Origin of the sequence: Variovorax sp. MSC1_012 (genome assembly GCF_023667525.1) — a bacterium.
GTDB classification, from domain to species: Bacteria; Pseudomonadota; Gammaproteobacteria; order Burkholderiales; family Burkholderiaceae_C; genus Variovorax; species Variovorax beijingensis_B.
In genome coordinates this window covers 4,561,731-4,576,931 of sequence record NZ_CM174443.1, presented here as the reverse complement: position 1 = coordinate 4,576,931, position 15,201 = coordinate 4,561,731, and the positions used below count along the sequence as shown (strand labels likewise).

General features: G+C 71.2%; 15 protein-coding genes. 4 read left to right on the top strand and 11 right to left on the bottom strand.

Annotation, left to right across the window (positions count from 1 at the left end):
- Positions 1 to 44: 44 nt before the first annotated feature.
- Entirely contained in the window at positions 45 to 905 is an 861-nt protein-coding gene (locus tag L1081_RS21420; RefSeq protein WP_489413982.1) for a hypothetical protein, read from the bottom strand.
- Positions 906 to 1,046: 141 nt separating this feature from the next.
- Between L1081_RS21420 and L1081_RS21415 the strand changes: the two genes are divergently transcribed.
- On the top strand, positions 1,047 to 1,781 hold the full coding sequence (locus L1081_RS21415) for a helix-turn-helix domain-containing protein (RefSeq protein WP_489413981.1): 735 nt from the start codon (positions 1,047 to 1,049) through the stop codon (positions 1,779 to 1,781).
- 109 nt (positions 1,782 to 1,890) lie between these two features.
- Here L1081_RS21415 and pyrF read toward each other — a convergent pair whose 3' ends face one another.
- The 6 genes from pyrF to L1081_RS21385 all read right to left on the bottom strand — a co-directional run bounded on the left by pyrF (position 1,891) and on the right by L1081_RS21385 (position 6,646).
- Positions 1,891 to 2,715 carry an orotidine-5'-phosphate decarboxylase gene (gene pyrF / locus L1081_RS21410; protein WP_489413980.1) on the bottom strand — a complete coding sequence of 275 codons (825 nt, stop codon included), beginning with the start codon at positions 2,713 to 2,715 and terminating at the stop codon, positions 1,891 to 1,893.
- A 33-nt stretch (positions 2,716 to 2,748) separates the two neighbouring features.
- Positions 2,749 to 3,543: a uracil-DNA glycosylase family protein gene (locus L1081_RS21405; RefSeq protein WP_489413979.1), complete on the bottom strand. Its 795-nt coding sequence runs from the start codon at positions 3,541 to 3,543 to the stop codon at positions 2,749 to 2,751.
- Entirely contained in the window at positions 3,540 to 4,082 is a 543-nt protein-coding gene (gene rimI, locus L1081_RS21400) for a ribosomal protein S18-alanine N-acetyltransferase (protein WP_489413978.1), read from the bottom strand. Before rimI ends, L1081_RS21405 begins: the two co-directional genes overlap by 4 nt.
- Before the next feature lie 2 nt (positions 4,083 to 4,084).
- Entirely contained in the window at positions 4,085 to 4,798 is a 714-nt protein-coding gene (gene tsaB / locus L1081_RS21395; protein ID WP_489413977.1) for a tRNA (adenosine(37)-N6)-threonylcarbamoyltransferase complex dimerization subunit type 1 TsaB, read from the bottom strand.
- Entirely contained in the window at positions 4,791 to 5,810 is a 1,020-nt protein-coding gene (locus tag L1081_RS21390) for an EamA family transporter (protein ID WP_489413976.1), read from the bottom strand. The genes tsaB and L1081_RS21390 overlap by 8 nt, the downstream gene beginning before the upstream one ends.
- A gap of 71 nt (positions 5,811 to 5,881) precedes the next feature.
- Complete coding sequence (locus tag L1081_RS21385) at positions 5,882 to 6,646, bottom strand: DeoR family transcriptional regulator (protein WP_489413975.1); 765 nt, start codon at positions 6,644 to 6,646, stop codon at positions 5,882 to 5,884.
- Between the two features lie 79 nt (positions 6,647 to 6,725).
- On the opposite strand from L1081_RS21385, the gene L1081_RS21380 reads away from it, so the two are divergent.
- The 3 genes from L1081_RS21380 (at position 6,726) to L1081_RS21370 (ending at position 9,790) form a co-directional block, all read left to right on the top strand.
- Positions 6,726 to 7,316, top strand: a complete 591-nt coding sequence (locus L1081_RS21380; protein WP_489413974.1) for a GDP-mannose pyrophosphatase — start codon at positions 6,726 to 6,728, stop codon at positions 7,314 to 7,316.
- 8 nt (positions 7,317 to 7,324) lie between these two features.
- The gene (dacB, locus tag L1081_RS21375; protein WP_489413973.1) at positions 7,325 to 8,758 is read left to right on the top strand and encodes a D-alanyl-D-alanine carboxypeptidase/D-alanyl-D-alanine endopeptidase; all 1,434 of its coding nucleotides are present in this window, start codon (positions 7,325 to 7,327) and stop codon (positions 8,756 to 8,758) included.
- A 144-nt stretch (positions 8,759 to 8,902) separates the two neighbouring features.
- Complete coding sequence (locus tag L1081_RS21370; RefSeq protein WP_489413972.1) at positions 8,903 to 9,790, top strand: glycine betaine ABC transporter substrate-binding protein; 888 nt, start codon at positions 8,903 to 8,905, stop codon at positions 9,788 to 9,790.
- A gap of 41 nt (positions 9,791 to 9,831) precedes the next feature.
- Here L1081_RS21370 and L1081_RS21365 read toward each other — a convergent pair whose 3' ends face one another.
- The 4 genes from L1081_RS21365 to L1081_RS21350 all read right to left on the bottom strand — a co-directional run bounded on the left by L1081_RS21365 (position 9,832) and on the right by L1081_RS21350 (position 15,199).
- Positions 9,832 to 10,908 carry a helix-turn-helix domain-containing protein gene (locus tag L1081_RS21365; RefSeq protein ID WP_489413971.1) on the bottom strand — a complete coding sequence of 359 codons (1,077 nt, stop codon included), beginning with the start codon at positions 10,906 to 10,908 and terminating at the stop codon, positions 9,832 to 9,834.
- A gap of 366 nt (positions 10,909 to 11,274) precedes the next feature.
- On the bottom strand, positions 11,275 to 12,108 hold the full coding sequence (locus tag L1081_RS21360) for a hypothetical protein (protein ID WP_489413970.1): 834 nt from the start codon (positions 12,106 to 12,108) through the stop codon (positions 11,275 to 11,277).
- The gene (locus tag L1081_RS21355) at positions 12,105 to 13,232 is read right to left on the bottom strand and encodes an FAD-binding protein (RefSeq protein ID WP_489413969.1); all 1,128 of its coding nucleotides are present in this window, start codon (positions 13,230 to 13,232) and stop codon (positions 12,105 to 12,107) included. Before L1081_RS21355 ends, L1081_RS21360 begins: the two co-directional genes overlap by 4 nt.
- A complete protein-coding gene (locus tag L1081_RS21350; protein WP_489413968.1) occupies positions 13,229 to 15,199 on the bottom strand; it encodes a DUF3483 domain-containing protein in 1,971 nt (656 codons plus the stop codon). The genes L1081_RS21355 and L1081_RS21350 overlap by 4 nt, the downstream gene beginning before the upstream one ends.
- Between the last annotated feature and the right edge of the window lie 2 nt (positions 15,200 to 15,201).

Sequence of the window (15,201 nt, the reverse complement as noted above, 5' to 3'; positions counted from 1 at the left end):
ACTGGCGCAGCGACACGCAGTGCGCGAAGACTGGGGGGCCTATGTCATGCCGTCAGGGCGGCGGCTGCGTCGGGATTGTGCCGCAGCAGGGTCGCGCGCCAGTTCATGTCGAGCTTGCGCAGCGCCGCCAGCACCGGCAGGCCCGCCAGCGATGCGGTCAGGTGCTTGAGGGTGTGGCCCGAGACCACCTGCTGCGTCGCCTCGTAGATCGCGTGGTCCGCCAGCTCGAAGACCTTGGCCAGGGCATAGAAGCAGATCACCCAGCCCAGCTTGAGCCCGACCGCGCCGCGCATCGGCGTGGCCAGTGCGAGCGTGAGCACCAGCGCCATGCCGCCGAACTGCACGATGGCCCAGGGCAGCACGTTGCCGCTTTCCTGGAACACCTCGGCCGACAGCAGCCCGGCCATCAGCACGAACCAGGCGGCCGGCCAGCCGGCGCGCTGGCTCACGCGCTCGCAGACCGCGATGCCGATCAGCCCCGCAAAGGCCACCGCCATGCCGGCGCGGTCGGCCGCGAGCCGGGCGCCGTCGGGCACCAGGTGGAAGAAGGCCGATCCCGCGGCGGTGGCGACCAGCCCGGCAAAGAAAAGCCAGGCGCAGTCGAGCGTGTTGTCCGGCGGATCGTTGGCCGGCGGCGCCAGCGGGAACTGCGCCAGCGCCTCCTGGTGGGCGCGGTCGATCCGGTTGAGCCGGTACAGGCCCCAGAAGCCGATCAGCAGGAAGGGCAGGTTGCTCAGCACGTCCATCGCGTTGGGCAGGCCGTGCCAGCTGCGGCCGTCGGCGAACACCGAGGCAATGGCCACCTCGGCCGCCGGCAATGCGGGTCCGAAGAGGGCCACCAGCGCGAGCAGCGCGAAGGTGAAGAGCAATCCGCGTTCGCGGCGGCTGAGGGTGGGCAAAGGCATGGCGGTCCTCGGTGGTGATGGGTGGCAGGAGCCGCGGAATCTAGTTGCCAGTCGCGCCACAGGCATCGAGAATCGATACGAGGCACTAATTCACACCTTTCGGTATCTTTTTTCAATACCCCTTTCCGCATCGCCACCCTCATGAGCACCACCGTCGACCTCGTCCAAGCCCTCAAGAACGAACTCAAGAGCGCCCGCATGACCTACGCCGACCTGGCGCGTTCGCTCGACATGGCCGAATCCAGCGTGAAGCGCATGCTGGCCAAGAGCGACATGCCGCTGTCGCGGGTCGACGCGATCTGCCGCGCGCTCAAGATCGACTTCGCCGAGCTGGCGCGCCGCGTCGCCGACGCCCAGCCGCTGCTGAAGGAACTCACGCAGGAGCAGGAAAAGGCGGTGGTCAAGGACAAGAAGCTGCTGCTGGTGGCCATCAGCGTGCTGAGCCAGTGGACGCTGGAGCAGATCGTGGCTTCGTACCGGATCAGCGAGGCCGAGTGCATCAGCTGCCTGGCGCAGCTGGACCGCATCGGCATCATCGAGCTGCGCCCGCTGAACCGCTACCGGCTGAAGCTGGCCAAGACCTTCCGCTGGCGGCCGCACGGCCCGGTGATGGAGTTCTTCCGCGAGAACGTGGTGCTCGACTACTACCGCGGCGGCTTCGATGGCCCGGCCGAGGGGCTGCTGCTGGTGCACGGCTCGATCAGCCGCTCGCTCGCGCCCGCGTTCCTGGAACGCCTGCAGCGCGTGGCTCAGGACTTCGCGCAGCAGCACCAGACCGACCAGAAGCTCTCGGCCAAGGACCGCGAGGGCTACACGCTGCTGCTGGGGATGCGCAACTGGGAGTTCGAAGCCTTCACCAGGCTGCGCCGCGCCTGATTGGCTCTCCCCCAGGCTTCGCGCACTTCGTGTCGCTTCTCCACCCCCTCACCGGGGGCAACACCAGCGGCCCGGCAAAGCCGGTTCCGCGTGTTCCACGAGAAGCCCGTCAGGCCTTGGCGGTTTCCAGTGCGTCGCGCGTGGTGCGCGCGGCCTTTTGGGCCGCCTCGGCAAAGTCGTCGCCCGAGGAGGCGTAGATGATGGCGCGCGACGAGTTCACGATGATCGGCGCATCGGGGCGCCAGCCGGCGCGTACCGTGGCCACCGCATCGCCGCCCTGGGCGCCGACGCCCGGAATCAGCAGCGGCACGGTCGGCGCGAGTTCGCGCACGCGCTCGATTTCCGCCGGATAGGTCGCACCCACCACGAGACCGAGTTGCCCGTTGAGGTTCCACGGGCCCTGCGCCAGCTTGGCAACGTGCTCGTAGAGAAAGGGCTGGCCCTCGATGTCCGCCAGGCGCTGGCCCTGCAGGTCGGAGCCGCCGGGGTTGCTGGTGCGGCAGAGCAGGAAGGCGCCCTTGCCCTGGTGCTTGAGGTAGGGCGCCACCGAGTCGAAGCCCATGAAGGGCGACAGCGTCACGGCGTCGGCGCCGTAGCGCTCGAAGGCCTCGATGGCGTACTGCTCGGCCGTGGAGCCGATGTCCCCGCGCTTGGCGTCCAGGATCACCGGCACGTCGGGCGCGTTGCGGCGCATGTGCTCCATCAGTTGTTCGAGCTGGGCTTCAGCGCGGTGGGCCGCGAAATAGGCGATCTGCGGCTTGAAGGCGATGACCAGGCCGGCCGTCGCGTCGACGATGCGCGCGCAGAAGTCATAGATGCGGCTGGCGTCGCCCTTGAGCTGCCCCGGGAACTTGGCTGGCTCCGGATCGAGCCCCACGCAGAGCAGCGAACCGTTTTTTTGCTGTGCGTTGGCCAGCTTGTCGAGGAAAGTCATGGGGTCCGATTTTAAGGACCCGCCCGCCGGCCCCTAGTTCGACGGTGTTTGCTGTTCAGCGGCCAGGCAGAGATCGGCCCAGGCGCGGGCCTTGTCGGCCGGGTTTCGCAGCAGGTACGCCGGGTGGTAGGTGGCCACCACCGGCACCCCGCTGGCCGAGGGCAGCGGCACCGCGCGGCCGCGCAGCTTGCCGAGCGGATCGGTGCTTTGCATCAGGCTCTGGGCGGCCAGCGGCCCCATGGCGAGCACCAGGCTCGGTGCCAGCGCGGCCGCATGTTCCGCGAAAGCCTCGTCCATCGGACGCGGACTGCCAGGCTGGCCGGCGCCCACGCCGCGGTGCGTGCGCATCAGGTGCACCGGCGTCCTGCCGTCGTGCAGCTGGAGGGCGCGCAGCATGTTGTCGAGCAGCTTGCCGGCATCGCCCGCAAAGGGCTCGCCGTGGCGGCCGTCGGCTTCGGGCGGCATGTCGGCCACCACCAGCCAGCCGCCTTGCGCCGCTTCGGCGGCGGCCTCGGCGTAGAGGCGGCGGGGCGCGTCGACCAGCACGGCGGCGCCTTGCGCGAGCAGCGCGGGCGCGGTGGGACGCGCCGCCGGGGCCGGTGCGGCTGCAACGGGCCTTGCGGCCGGCGTGGGCGCGGCGGACGGCGCTTCGGCCACGGCGGGCGCGCGCTCGCGGACGGCGGACGGCGGCGCGGCCACCGCTGCCGCTTCCACGGCCACGGGCGCCGCTTCGGCAACTTCGGGCATCGGCCACCAGAACTTCACGCCCATCTCGTCGAGCATCGCGCGCCGGCGGGCGTCGAGCTTCAGTGTCTGTACCGCGTTCATCGCAAGGCTCCCCAGGCAGAGCCTGATTCGTTCAATCGCAGGCTCATGACGACCGCGTCCTCGCGCTTGCCCTCATGCGCCGGGTAGTAGCCCTTGCGCACGCCGACGCTGCGAAAACCCTGGCGCATGTAGATGTCGAGCGCGCGCCGGTTGCTCTGGCGCACCTCGAGCCAGAGCCACTGCGCGCCCTGCCCGCGCGACCAGCCGGTCAGCGCCTCGAGCATCAGCGGCGCCCAGCCCTGGCGCTGGAAGATCGGCGCCACGGTGATGTTGAGCAGGTGCACCTCGTCCACGCCCTTCATGGCGACGAAGTAGCCGATCAGCGTCTCGCCGAGGCTGGTGATCGGCGTGCCCAGGTCGGGCCGCGAAACCGGGGCCAGCAGGCATTGGCAGTGGTAGCCGACCGCCATCGAATCGATGAAGTTGGCCCGCGTCCACGGATGGCTGTAGGCCGTCTGCTCGACCGCGCAGACGGCATCGAGCCGCTCGACGGTGAGCGGCTCGAGGCGGGCTTCGACGGGCTGGAGGACGGCGCTCATGGCTAGTTGGCAACAGGTGGAACCGCCAGTGCGGCCGCCTTGATGGCAGCGCGCTCATCGGTGGTTTGCGCCACTTTATCGCGAACATAGAGCGGCCAGGCATGTGCCGCATCCACCGTGCGCCCCGCGGCCAGCAGCGCCGGCGCCAGCCGGAGCATGGCGGTGGCCGTGGGCAGCACTTCGTGGCGCGCCGCGGCCGGGGCCAGGCGGGGGCCATAGGCGGCAAAGGCGTTGCCGGCCAGCGACCAGCCGGCGGGCACCTCGAGGGCTTCGGGCGCGAGCAGCAGCGGTTCGACGGCCGGGCCGCCCAGCGCACCGCCCCCATCGAAGTCGTAGCGCGCGGCATAGAGCTGGTCCATGCGCGCGTCGAGCACCGCCACCACCTGGCGCGCACCGAAGGCATGGCGCGCTTCCTCGGCCACGGCCAGCAGCGTGTCGACCGGCAGCAGCGGCACGCCGGCGCCGAAAGCCAGCCCCTGCGCCACCGAGCAGGCGGTGCGCAGGCCCGTGAAGGAGCCCGGCCCGCGGCCGAAGGCGATGGCGTCGAGCGCGGCCAGTTCGAGCCCGGCCTCGGCCAGCAGTTGCAGGATGAGCGGGATCAGCGTGCTCGACGCCTGCGCGCCGCCGGCCCCGCCGTGCGTGAACAGGCGCTCGCCGTGGCGCACCGCCACCGACAGGTGCTCGGTGCTGGTGTCGAAAGCCAGGAGCCTAGGCATCGCGGCACCCCGTGGCGGTGGCCGGCACCGCGGGCCGCGCAGCAGCCGCGCGACCACCGGCCGATGTTTTCTGCACGCCGAACAGGATGCCGGCGGTCACCAGCAGCAGGCCGGCGATCAGGTTCCAGTAAAGCGGCTCGTCGAGCCAGATCACCGCGCCGAAGGCCGAGAGGCCGGGCACCAGGGCCGTGATCATGGTGCTGCGCACCGGCCCGAAGTACTGGATCATCTTCGTGAAGGTAATGCCCGAGACGACGACCGAGCCGACGCCCTGGAACAGCATCTGGAACGCCACCTCGCCCCAGGGCGCCGAGCCGATGTGGCTCACGACCGCGCCGCCCGCCACCAGCAGGCCGTAGGCCGGAACGTAGGCCAGCAGCGCGAACACGGTGATGGCGATGGTCGCGCGCACGGCGTCCAGCCCATGGCGGCGCGCCACCACGCTGTAGCAGGCCCAGCAGAAGGCCGCGGCCATGAAGAGCAGGTCGCCCTTCCAGACCTCGCCGCCCTCGAAGGCATGCAGCAGGCTGCGCCCGCCGACCACCAGGTCACCGGCCACGATCAGCGCGAGGCCGAAGGCACGGCCCGGCGTGATGCGGTCGCGCAGCACCAGCGCGGCCAGCAGCGTGGTCCACAGCGGCAGGCTGCCGGGCATCAGCACCGAGGCGTGGCCCGCGGGCGCGAAGAAGAAGCCGCTGTAGGCCAGCAGGGCATAGGCCACGCCGCCGAAGATGCCGGCGCTGGCCGTGAGGCGCAGGGACAGCGGCGACAGCCCGAAGAGCGACGACGCGGTGCCGTCCTTCTGCCGCAGGTCCTTCATGACCATCCAGGCGCCCCAGGGCACCAGCACCAGGCTGGCACCGCAGATGCGCGCGAGCGCCAGGTCCAATGGGGTGAGCGAGCGTGCGGCCGAAGCCCGGGCGATCACGATGAAGGCGGTCCAGACCAGCACGGTGACCACGGCCGCGCCGATGCCGATCGTGCGGGGCGAGAAACGGGGCGGGGCGGGCATCCCCCGATTATCCAGGGCAGGCCGCGGCCGCGCCGGCCAGGGGCGAATGCATCGGCGGCAGACGGGCGCGCTTAGCCGCCGTCGCTGCGCAGGATGGCAAGCCCGGCCTTGCGCAGCGGTGCCAGCGCGGCGGCGGGCGCTTCCGGCGACACCAGCAGGCTGGTGGCGGCCGAGACCGGGTGGATGACCCAGGCCGAGGCCGCGCCGATCTTTTCCGACGAAGCCAGCACCACCGTCTCGGCCGCGGCCGCCATGAGTGCGCGCTTGATCGCGGCCTCCTCGACGTCGCCGGTGGTCAGGCCCGCCTCGGCATGCACGCCGGTCACGCCCAGGAAGCAGGTGTCGGCGTGGATGCGCGAGATGGCGTCCATGGCCGCGGCGCCCACCGCCACCATCGAATGCCGGAACAGGCGCCCGCCGATCAGCACCACCTCGATGCCGGCATGGCCCGCCAGCTCGACCGCCACCGACGGGCTGTGCGTGACCACGGTGGCGCGCAGGCCGGTCGGCAGGTGCCGCACCATCTGCACGGCCGTGGTGCCGCCGTCGATCAAGACCACCTGCCCGGGCCGCACCAGGCGCGCGGCGGCGCGGCCGATGGCCACCTTTTCCGCGGTTGCGAGCTGCAGGCGGCCCGCGAAGTCGGCTTCGGCCGGGGCGACCGGCAGCGCGCCGCCGTGCACGCGCTGCAGCAGCCCCTCGGCGGCCAGCTCGCGCAGGTCACGCCGGATCGTGTCTTCCGAGAGGCCGAGTTCCTCGCTGAGCGACTTGGCCACGACGTTGCCGTCGCGTTGCAGGACCGAGAGGATGTGTTGCTTGCGCTGGCGGGTGAGCATCGGGCGATGGTAGCGGGCAGGACCGCGGATTGCACGAATTTTCTTGTTTCTGCACGAATTTGCACATAAGCTGCGCGCCATGACAACCCTCCACGACCGCGTCCGGGTGCACGAAGTCACCCTGCTTTCCGACAACTGGTACACGCTCAAGACCACCGCCTTCGACTGGCGGCGCAACGACGGCCGGTGGCAGCGCATGCACCGCGAGACCTACGACCGCGGCAACGGCGCCACGCTGCTGCCCTACAACCTCGCGCAGCGCACGGTGCTGCTGACGCGGCAGTTCCGCTACCCGGCCTTCGTCAACGGGCATGACGACCTGCTGATCGAGGCGGCCGCCGGCCTGCTCGACAACGCAGCGCCCGAGGAGCGCATCCGCGCCGAGGTGGAAGAAGAACTGGGCTATCGCCTGGGCGCGGTGCAGAAGGTGCTCGAAGCCTTCATGAGCCCGGGTTCGGTGACCGAGAAGCTGCATTTCTTCGTGGCCGAGTACGAGCCGTCGATGCGCATCGGCGACGGCGGCGGCCTGGCCGAGGAGGGCGAGGACATCGAGGTGCTCGAGCTCGGCATCGACGAGGCGCTGGCCATGGTGGCGGACGGGCGCATCGCCGACGCCAAGACCGTGATGCTGCTGTATCACGCGCAACTGCATGTTTTTCCGCCGAGATAATCGGCACGATGCGTCTTCTTCGTCTCTCCTTCTTCCTGCGCACCGCCTGCGCGCTGTCCTTCATCGCCCTGGCCGTTCCGGGCGCCCTTGCGCAGCAGGCCTTCCCAGGCGAAGTGGAAACCGCCCTTGCGCGTGCCAAGGTGCCGCGCGATTCGGTGACGATGCTGGTGGCCGACGCCGACGGCCTGCGCCCGCCGCGCCTGGCCTGGCGCACGCAGGTGCCGGTGAACCCGGCATCGATCATGAAGCTGGTCACCACCTACGCCGCGCTCGACCTGCTCGGGCCGGCCTACAGCTGGAGCACGCCGGTGTATGTCGACGGCACCGTGAGCAACGGCGTACTCAACGGCAACCTCTACATCAAGGGCCAGGGCGATCCCAAGCTGGTGCTGGAGCGCGCCTGGCTGTTGCTGCGGCGCGTGCAAGGCCTGGGCATCACCAGCGTGAGCGGCGACATCGTGCTGGACCGCAGCGCCTTCGACGGCGCGATCGAGAACGACCCCGCCGCCTTCGACGGCGAGCCGCTGCGGCCCTACAACGCCTCGCCCGAGGCGCTGCTGGTCAACTTCAAATCGGTCAACATGGTCTTCACGCCCGAGCGCGGCGGCCAGCAGGCGCGCGTGAGCTACGAGCCGCCGCTCGCCAGCGTGTCGATGCAGCCCACGGTGGCGCTCGCGCCCGGCGAATGCGGCGACTGGCGCGCGGCCATCAAGCCCGACTTCAGCGACCCGAACCGCATCCGCTTCATGGGTGCCCTGCCGACCGCCTGCGGCGAGAAGAGCTGGGCCGTGGCCTATGCCGATCCGCGCACCTACGGCCTGCGCGCCATCGGCGGCATGTGGGCCGAGATGGGCGGCCGCGTCGGCGGCCAGATGCGCGACGGCCGCGTGCCGGCCGGGCTCAGGCCGGTGTTCGAGTTCGGCTCGCCGCCGCTTGCGGAAGTGGTGCGCGACATCAACAAGTACAGCAACAACGTGATGGCGCAGCAGCTGTTCCTCACGCTCGGGCTGACGCAGAAGAACCGCGGCAGCTTCGAGGCCTCGCGCAGCGCGCTGGGCCAGTGGTGGCGCGAGCGCATCGGCACCGCCGAGGCGCCGCCGGTGTTCGACAACGGCTCGGGCCTGTCGCGCGACGAGCGCATCAGCGCCGCGGCGCTCGGCAAGATGCTGCAGGTGGCCTGGCGCTCGCCGCTGATGCCGGAGCTGGTGTCCTCGCTGCCCGCCATGGGAGTGGACGGCACGCTCAGGAAGCGCACGCTGCGCTCGGGCGGCGCGGCCCACCTGAAGACCGGCTCGCTGCGCGATGCGGCCGGCGTGGCCGGCTATGTGCACGGTGCGAGCGGCCGCCGCTACGTGCTGGTGGCCATCGCCAACGGCGAGAACGCAGGGGCTGCGCGCGCCGCGTTCGACGCGCTGGTCGACTGGGCTTCGCAGGACAACTAGCAACGGCATCCGGCCATCGAAAAGCCACGGGCGGCCGGCCTCATGTCGATCCGCGACATGTCGGCGTCGCATCGAGCGAACCCGCAGCGCGGGGCGCAACTACAGTCGAACCGGCATCTTTAACCGCCCGTTCGGAGCCCACCCATGACCTGCGATCTGTCGAGCCTGAATCGCCGCCGTTTCATCACCGGCACCACCACCCTGGCACTGGCCAGCACACCCCTGGCCGTGCTGGCCCAGGCCAAGCCGATCCGCATCGGCTGGACCGCGTGGTCGGACGCCGAGGTGGTGACCCAGATGGCCAAGCTGATCCTCGAGCAGCGCCTGGCGCAAAAGGTCGAGCTGGTCATGACCGATGTCGCGCTGCAGTACGCCGCACTGCAGCGCGGCCAGATCGACCTGATGCTCATGGCCTGGCTTCCGGGCACGCACAAGGCCTACTGGGAGAAGGTCAAGGACGATGTGGAGGACCTCGGCGTGCTCTACACCGACGCCCGGCTGGGCTGGGCCGTGCCCGACGAGATCCCCGTGTCCGTACTGCGCTCCATCGAGGACCTGAAGAAGCCGGAGGTGCAGGAGAAGCTGAACGGGCGCATCCAGGGCATCGACGCCGGCGCCGGCCTGATGAAGCTGTCGGAGGCGACGATCAAGGCCTATGGCCTGGACTACAAGCTGCAGGCCGCCTCCGACGCCGCCATGGTCTCGACGCTGGACCGCGCGATCCAGCGCAAGCAGTGGATCGTCGTGACGACCTGGTCGCCGCATTGGATGTTCTCCCAGTACAAGCTGCGCTACCTCGAAGATCCCAAACAGACGCTGGGCAGCACCGAAGAAATCCACGCGCTCGCGCGCAAGGGCTTCGGCGCGGCTTTCCCCAAGGCTGCGGCCTTCGTGCGCAACATGAAGCTGCCGCTGGCCGACCTCGAGGCCGTGATGTTCAAGGCCCGCGAGAGCAGCGCCGCGAAGGAAGCGGCGGCCTACGTCTCGACGCACGGCGAGGTCGTGGAACGCTGGCTTGCCAACGCCGTCTGAAGTCGGCGGGGCCGGGTCAGCCGGCCGCGGCGCTCGTCAGGTCAGGAGAGGTGCATGGCCGCGCCGCCAGCGGCAGCCTGCTCGGCGGCCAGCATGCCCGCGACGGTGCCGGCATCGGACGCCGCGCCCAGGTGCACCAGCCCCTGGCCACCTCCTTGGCGGCGATGGTCGCTGGGCGAGTGCCCGAACTGGGCCCTGTAGGCCTTGCAGAAATGCGATGCGGTCTGGAAACCGCAGGCGACGGTGATCTGCATGATCGGCGCGCTGGTGTGCGCCAGCAGCTCGCGGGCGCGGCGCAGGCGCAGCGCCAGGTAGTGCTGCGCGGGCGTCACGTCGTGGTAGCGGTGGAACAGGCGCTCCAGCTGGCGCAGCGAAACGCCGGTCGCGTCCGCAATTTCCGACAGCGCCAGCGGCTCCTCGATGTTCGCGGCCATGAACTGCGTGGCCTCGACCACGTGCTCGTAGCCCGGACCGACGAACTCGGGCTGCGGCAGCTTTTGCTGATCGGTCTGGTCCCGCACGCGGTCGATGATGAACTGCTCGGAAATCGCCATTGCCAGCTTGCTGCCATGATGGCCGCGCACCAGGTGGAGCATCAGGTGCAGCGGCGCAATGCCGCCGGAAGCCGTGACGCGGTCGCGATCGACGACGAAGACCTCGAGCGCGAAATGCACCTTGGGACAGGCTTCGCGCAGCGCCGACAGGTTCTCCCAGTGCACGGCACAGCGGTAGCCGTTCATGACGCCGGCCTCCGCCAGCGCGTGCGTGCCGGTACACAGCCCGCCCAGCTTCTGGCCCCGGGCCGCACGGCGGCGAAGGTCCTGCACCACGGCATCGCTGATCGCCTTCTGCACTTCGACACCGCCGCAGACAAAGACCACGTCGCACTCGTCCAGGTCGGCGAGGCATCCCGGGTTCGCAAACCTGAGGCCGTTGCTCGCGCGGATACTCTCGCCGTCGACCGTGGCAATGCTCCAGGCATACAGCCGCTGCCCGCTCAGCAGATTGGCCATGCGCAGCACTTCCAGCGCATTGGCAAAGGCAATCATCGAATAGCTGTCGAGCAGCAGGAAGCCGAAGTGGCGGACCGTCGAATCGGGGCAGGAAGTTGCAGTCATCGTGGTGGGGCGTTTTTTTATGATCAGCCGACCGCTCTACGCTCTCGCTTGCGCCGCGATCTGCAGGGGCCTATGGGCGGCGCACGCTATACAAGCTCATCGCGACTTCGGTTTTGATTCTCATCAAGGCGGGTGCTGCCAGCACCGGGACTTACGCTTAGGGGAACGTGTCGCAAAGTGTCCCGTCCGCGATACGAGAGGCACTGGGCACCGCTGCCCCATCGTCGTGCCGTCTCGCGCTGGCCTGTTCGATCCATGCAAGCGCCGCGCCAGGTTTGCGGAAACTTGTGCAGCCGGCGCTCGGCCCATCGACGGCATGCTCGGCATCGCTGCGTCCAAGCCGGCCATGCCCAGTCTCCAGGCTCGCTAGGCCGGAGGCCGGACGAGCGACAGCCTGCGCAGGTGGTCCAGCAGAAGCTGCGCCTTGTCCATGGCGGAGCCGTCGCGGACCACGGTGCCGCCCTGGCCGGCCGACTCGGCCGCCCCCGTCGCGCGCGCCATGCGCGCAGCGCCGCTTTCCGTGGATACCGGTGCCAGTGCCCGCCGCTGCTTGCGTGCCGGCTCGAAGCGCCAGTCGGCGGCAGCCTTCGACCGCGGGGACGCGGGTGCGGCCGCCAGCAGTTCCACGATGCGGCCCGCCTGTGCGGCCACCCAGGAATGCCGCTGCGGCAGGTCCTCGCGCTGCGCCAGGCGCGGGCTGGTCACGAGCACCGCCGGCACCCCCGGTTCCAGGCGCCAGGAGCGGCGGGCGCCGCGGGGCAGCGCCTGCACGACACGCCAGCCGCCGTCCGCTTCGGGCAGCAGGTCGATCACCTCGTGGATCACCGGCCGCTGCAGATGCTGCGCCAGCGCGTAGGGCAGCAGCCCGCTGCCGAGCCCGGATTCGGCACGCGGCCCCGTGATGGCCAGTCCGCCATCGCGGCAGGCGCTTGCGAGCGCGGACACGACCTCGTCCAGCGTGGCCTCGCCATGGACCGGCAGCCGCGTGAGCTGGCTCACGCCCTGGGCCAGGTAGTCCCGCGCGACGCCGGCCGGCATCTCGCCCGCCGTGCACAGCCGCGGCTCATGGTCTTCGCCGAGCGCCTTCTGCGCCAGCGCGACGGCCGCGGCATCGGCCCGGCTGCGCGTGGCGCGGCCGCTGGTGGGATCGATCCGGACGCTCACCAGGACCACGATCCCGGATCGTTCGATTGCACTCATTGCACCACCTCCGGCGACTCCGGCGCCGCGCGCACCAGTGTGAGCAGCGCGCGCATCAGATCCTGCACATCCTCGGCCACGATGAATTCCGAGCGCTGCGCGATCGGCGCGGCGGGATCGGTGTTGACAGCCATGACGTGCCGGCATTCGCGTATGCCCTGCAGATGCTGGACCGCGCCGGAGATGCCCATGGCCAGGTAGCCGCGGGCCTGCACGGTGCGGCCGGTGGCTCCGATCTGCTGGCTGCGCGGGAAGCGCCCGTCGTCCACCGCCACGCGGGAGGCGCCCACGGCGGCACCCAGCGCTTCCGCCAGCTGGCGGAACAGTGCGACGTCGGTGACGCCGTTGCCGGCCGCCAGGATGAAGTCGGCTTCTTCCAGCGCGACCTGTTGCGCCGTGCCGGCAACGCACCCCAGGTCCCGCAGGCCGGCGGCCGGCCGCGCCGCGGGCGCTTCCAGCACCAGTTGCTCGCCCAGGCCGAGAAAGGGCAGCTCGGTGCGCGCAACCTGGCGTGCGACCAGCAGCAGGTCCAGGCCCGCGAGCTCCGCCGTCGCATCGCCGCTTGCCCGGTCCACCGTGCCGTGGTCGCGCACGCGGGCCCGGCCGTCGGCGATCTCGACCACGGAGGCAGCCGATGACAGGTCTTGCACCACCGCCAGGCGGCGTCCCAGGTCCGCGTCATCCCCCCGGTCGGGCACGAGCACCAGCCGGGGCCGCAAGGCCCGTCGGCGCTGCGCCACGGCCTCGGCCAGCGCGTCGGCCGTGGTCGCAGGTGCGACCGGCAGGAGTTCGAGCCGGTCGATGCCGAGCGCGGGCGCATCGAGCTGCAGCGCCGTATCGGCGCAGGGAACGAGGACAACGACGGCTTCGTCGGCGCGCGCCAGCAGCGCTGCCGCGGCGATGGCCTCGCGGGCGTGCTCGTCGAGGCTGCCGCTGTCGGGATGGGTCACGACCAGCAGGCAGTCCGGGACCGCCTGCGCCAGGCGCGGACGGCGCACGGCGGCATGGCTGGCGGCGGACTGGCGCAGGTCCCGCTCGCCCTCGGTGCCACCCAGGACGATGCGGCGCAGGCCCTGCGGCGTGATGAGCGCCGGACGGCGCGGATCGACACGTCGGATCATCATGCGGCCTCCAGCGCGCGCGCCACCAGTTCGGCCACGTCCAGCACTTCGGGACGCTTGCCGACCACGCCTTCCAGCATTGCGGTGCACTGCGGGCAGGCCACGGCCAGGATCTCGGCGCCGGTGGCGCGGGCGTCGTCCATGCGGATGTCGGGGATGCGGCGCTGGCCCGGGATGTCGGTGGTCGGTGCCCCGCCCCCGCCGCCGCAGCAGCGCGCATTCAGGCCGTGGCGCTCCATCTCGACGATGCGGATGCCGATGGCCTTGAGCGCGCGCCGCGGCGCTTCGGTCTGCCCGTTGTAGCGGCCGAGATAGCAGGGATCGTGCAGCGTGACGGTGGTCGCCGGCGCATCATCCGCGCGCGCGGCCGGCCGCAGCGCCTTGCGCTCCAGCAGGTCGGCCAGCAGTTCGGTGTGGTGCCACACGCGGGTCTGGCCGCCGGCCAGGCGCCGGGCCCAGTCCGCATCGAGCAGCGGGTATTCGTTGCGCAGCGCGTGCAGCAGGTGCGGGTCGGCCGTGACGAGGTTCGCCGCCGGCCGGCCCTGCAGCGTGGCGATGAGCTGGCGCGCCAGGCGCTGGTAGCCCTCTTCGTCTCCGAGGCGGCGCGCCACGTCGCCGCAGTCGGTTTCGGCCGCGCCCGGCACCGCCGGGACGATGCCGCCGGCCTTCATGGCCTGCACCAGCGCGCGCAAGGTCTTCTGGCCGCGCATGTCGAAGCCGGCCTCGCCCGCCAGCAGCAGCCACTCCACCTGCTGCCCCGGCTCGGCCAGGGGCAGGCCCAGGTCCACGGCCCAGTGGTAGCGCGCGGCCAGCGGATAGCGGCCCTGCGTGTCGGTCTCGCGCAGCGCGGCCAGCACCTCGCCACCCTTGTTGGGCACCACGCCGCCTTCCATCGTGAGATTGCGGCGCAGGTCGACCACCAGGTCGACGTGCTCGATCAGCATCGGGCAGGCCTGCACGCAGGCGCGGCAGGTGGTGCAGCTCCAGAGCGTGTCGGCCTCCACCAGGCCGGGCACGGCGCGCCGGTCCGGCGCGCCGGCGCGGCGGCCGAGTTCGCGGCCCGGATAGGGATTGCCGTGGTAACCGGCATCGCTGCCGCCCGCCATGCCGACGACCAGATCCTGGACGAGCTTCTTGGGATTGAGTGGCTGCCCCGCGGCGAAGGCCGGACAGGCCGCCTCGCACTTGCCGCACTGCACGCAGGCATCGAAGGACAGCAGCCGGTTCCACGCCAGGTCGGCCGGCCTCGCGATGCCCGGCGCATCGCGGTCCAGCGCCAGCGGCCTGAGCGCGCTGGCGGGACGCTGTGCGGCCGGCCCCACCTGCTGGCGCTGGAAGCGCTCGGGGCGCGGATGCAAGCCGAGGTGCAGCAGGCCGGCCACGGCATGCTTCATCGGCCCCGCCAGGCCGACGCCCAGCGCCAGTTCGGCGGCGCCGGCGCACAGCGCCAGCGCGCAGAGCGCCGCCCACCACGGCGCGATCTGGTCATGCCACAGCGCACCCGCGGCCAGTGCGCCCATCCCGGCGGCGCCGGCGGCGAGCGTCCAAGGCAGCCGGGTCCAGGGCCCGCGCGACACCCGCGCGGCCACGGCAGGCTGGCGCCGCCGCTGCGCCATCATGAGCGCGCCCCCCAGCATCAGCGCGGCGCAGGCCACCAGCGCGATGTCCAGCACCGCCAGCCGCAGCCGCAGGCCGTCGTTGACGGCAACCAGCGCCAGGCAGCCGAGCGCGCCGCCGGCCACCGCGACGTGCGCGCGCGCCACGGCAGGCTCGCGCGCCACGACGTCGTGCAGGTCCACGAAATAGCGCTTGGGAATGGCCAGCAGGCCGCTCCAGGCCACCGGCGCCGGGCGACCGCGGCGCCACAGCGCCGCGCGGCGCGCCGTGCCCACGGCCAGCGCCGTCACGGCCAGCCAGAACACGGCGGTGACGAGGTCCCGCCACACGAAGGCAGACATCAGGCTTTGCATGC

Coding starts and splice junctions, on each gene's coding strand:
- L1081_RS21420 (WP_489413982.1), bottom strand. CDS start 905: ATGCCTTTGCCCACCCTCAGCCGCCGCGAACGCGGATTGCTCTTCACC.
- L1081_RS21415 (WP_489413981.1), top strand. CDS start 1,047: ATGAGCACCACCGTCGACCTCGTCCAAGCCCTCAAGAACGAACTCAAG.
- pyrF (WP_489413980.1), bottom strand. CDS start 2,715: ATGACTTTCCTCGACAAGCTGGCCAACGCACAGCAAAAAAACGGTTCG.
- L1081_RS21405 (WP_489413979.1), bottom strand. CDS start 3,543: ATGAACGCGGTACAGACACTGAAGCTCGACGCCCGCCGGCGCGCGATG.
- rimI (WP_489413978.1), bottom strand. CDS start 4,082: ATGAGCGCCGTCCTCCAGCCCGTCGAAGCCCGCCTCGAGCCGCTCACC.
- tsaB (WP_489413977.1), bottom strand. CDS start 4,798: ATGCCTAGGCTCCTGGCTTTCGACACCAGCACCGAGCACCTGTCGGTG.
- L1081_RS21390 (WP_489413976.1), bottom strand. CDS start 5,810: ATGCCCGCCCCGCCCCGTTTCTCGCCCCGCACGATCGGCATCGGCGCG.
- L1081_RS21385 (WP_489413975.1), bottom strand. CDS start 6,646: ATGCTCACCCGCCAGCGCAAGCAACACATCCTCTCGGTCCTGCAACGC.
- L1081_RS21380 (WP_489413974.1), top strand. CDS start 6,726: ATGACAACCCTCCACGACCGCGTCCGGGTGCACGAAGTCACCCTGCTT.
- dacB (WP_489413973.1), top strand. CDS start 7,325: ATGCGTCTTCTTCGTCTCTCCTTCTTCCTGCGCACCGCCTGCGCGCTG.
- L1081_RS21370 (WP_489413972.1), top strand. CDS start 8,903: ATGACCTGCGATCTGTCGAGCCTGAATCGCCGCCGTTTCATCACCGGC.
- L1081_RS21365 (WP_489413971.1), bottom strand. CDS start 10,908: ATGACTGCAACTTCCTGCCCCGATTCGACGGTCCGCCACTTCGGCTTC.
- L1081_RS21360 (WP_489413970.1), bottom strand. CDS start 12,108: ATGAGTGCAATCGAACGATCCGGGATCGTGGTCCTGGTGAGCGTCCGG.
- L1081_RS21355 (WP_489413969.1), bottom strand. CDS start 13,232: ATGATGATCCGACGTGTCGATCCGCGCCGTCCGGCGCTCATCACGCCG.
- L1081_RS21350 (WP_489413968.1), bottom strand. CDS start 15,199: ATGCAAAGCCTGATGTCTGCCTTCGTGTGGCGGGACCTCGTCACCGCC.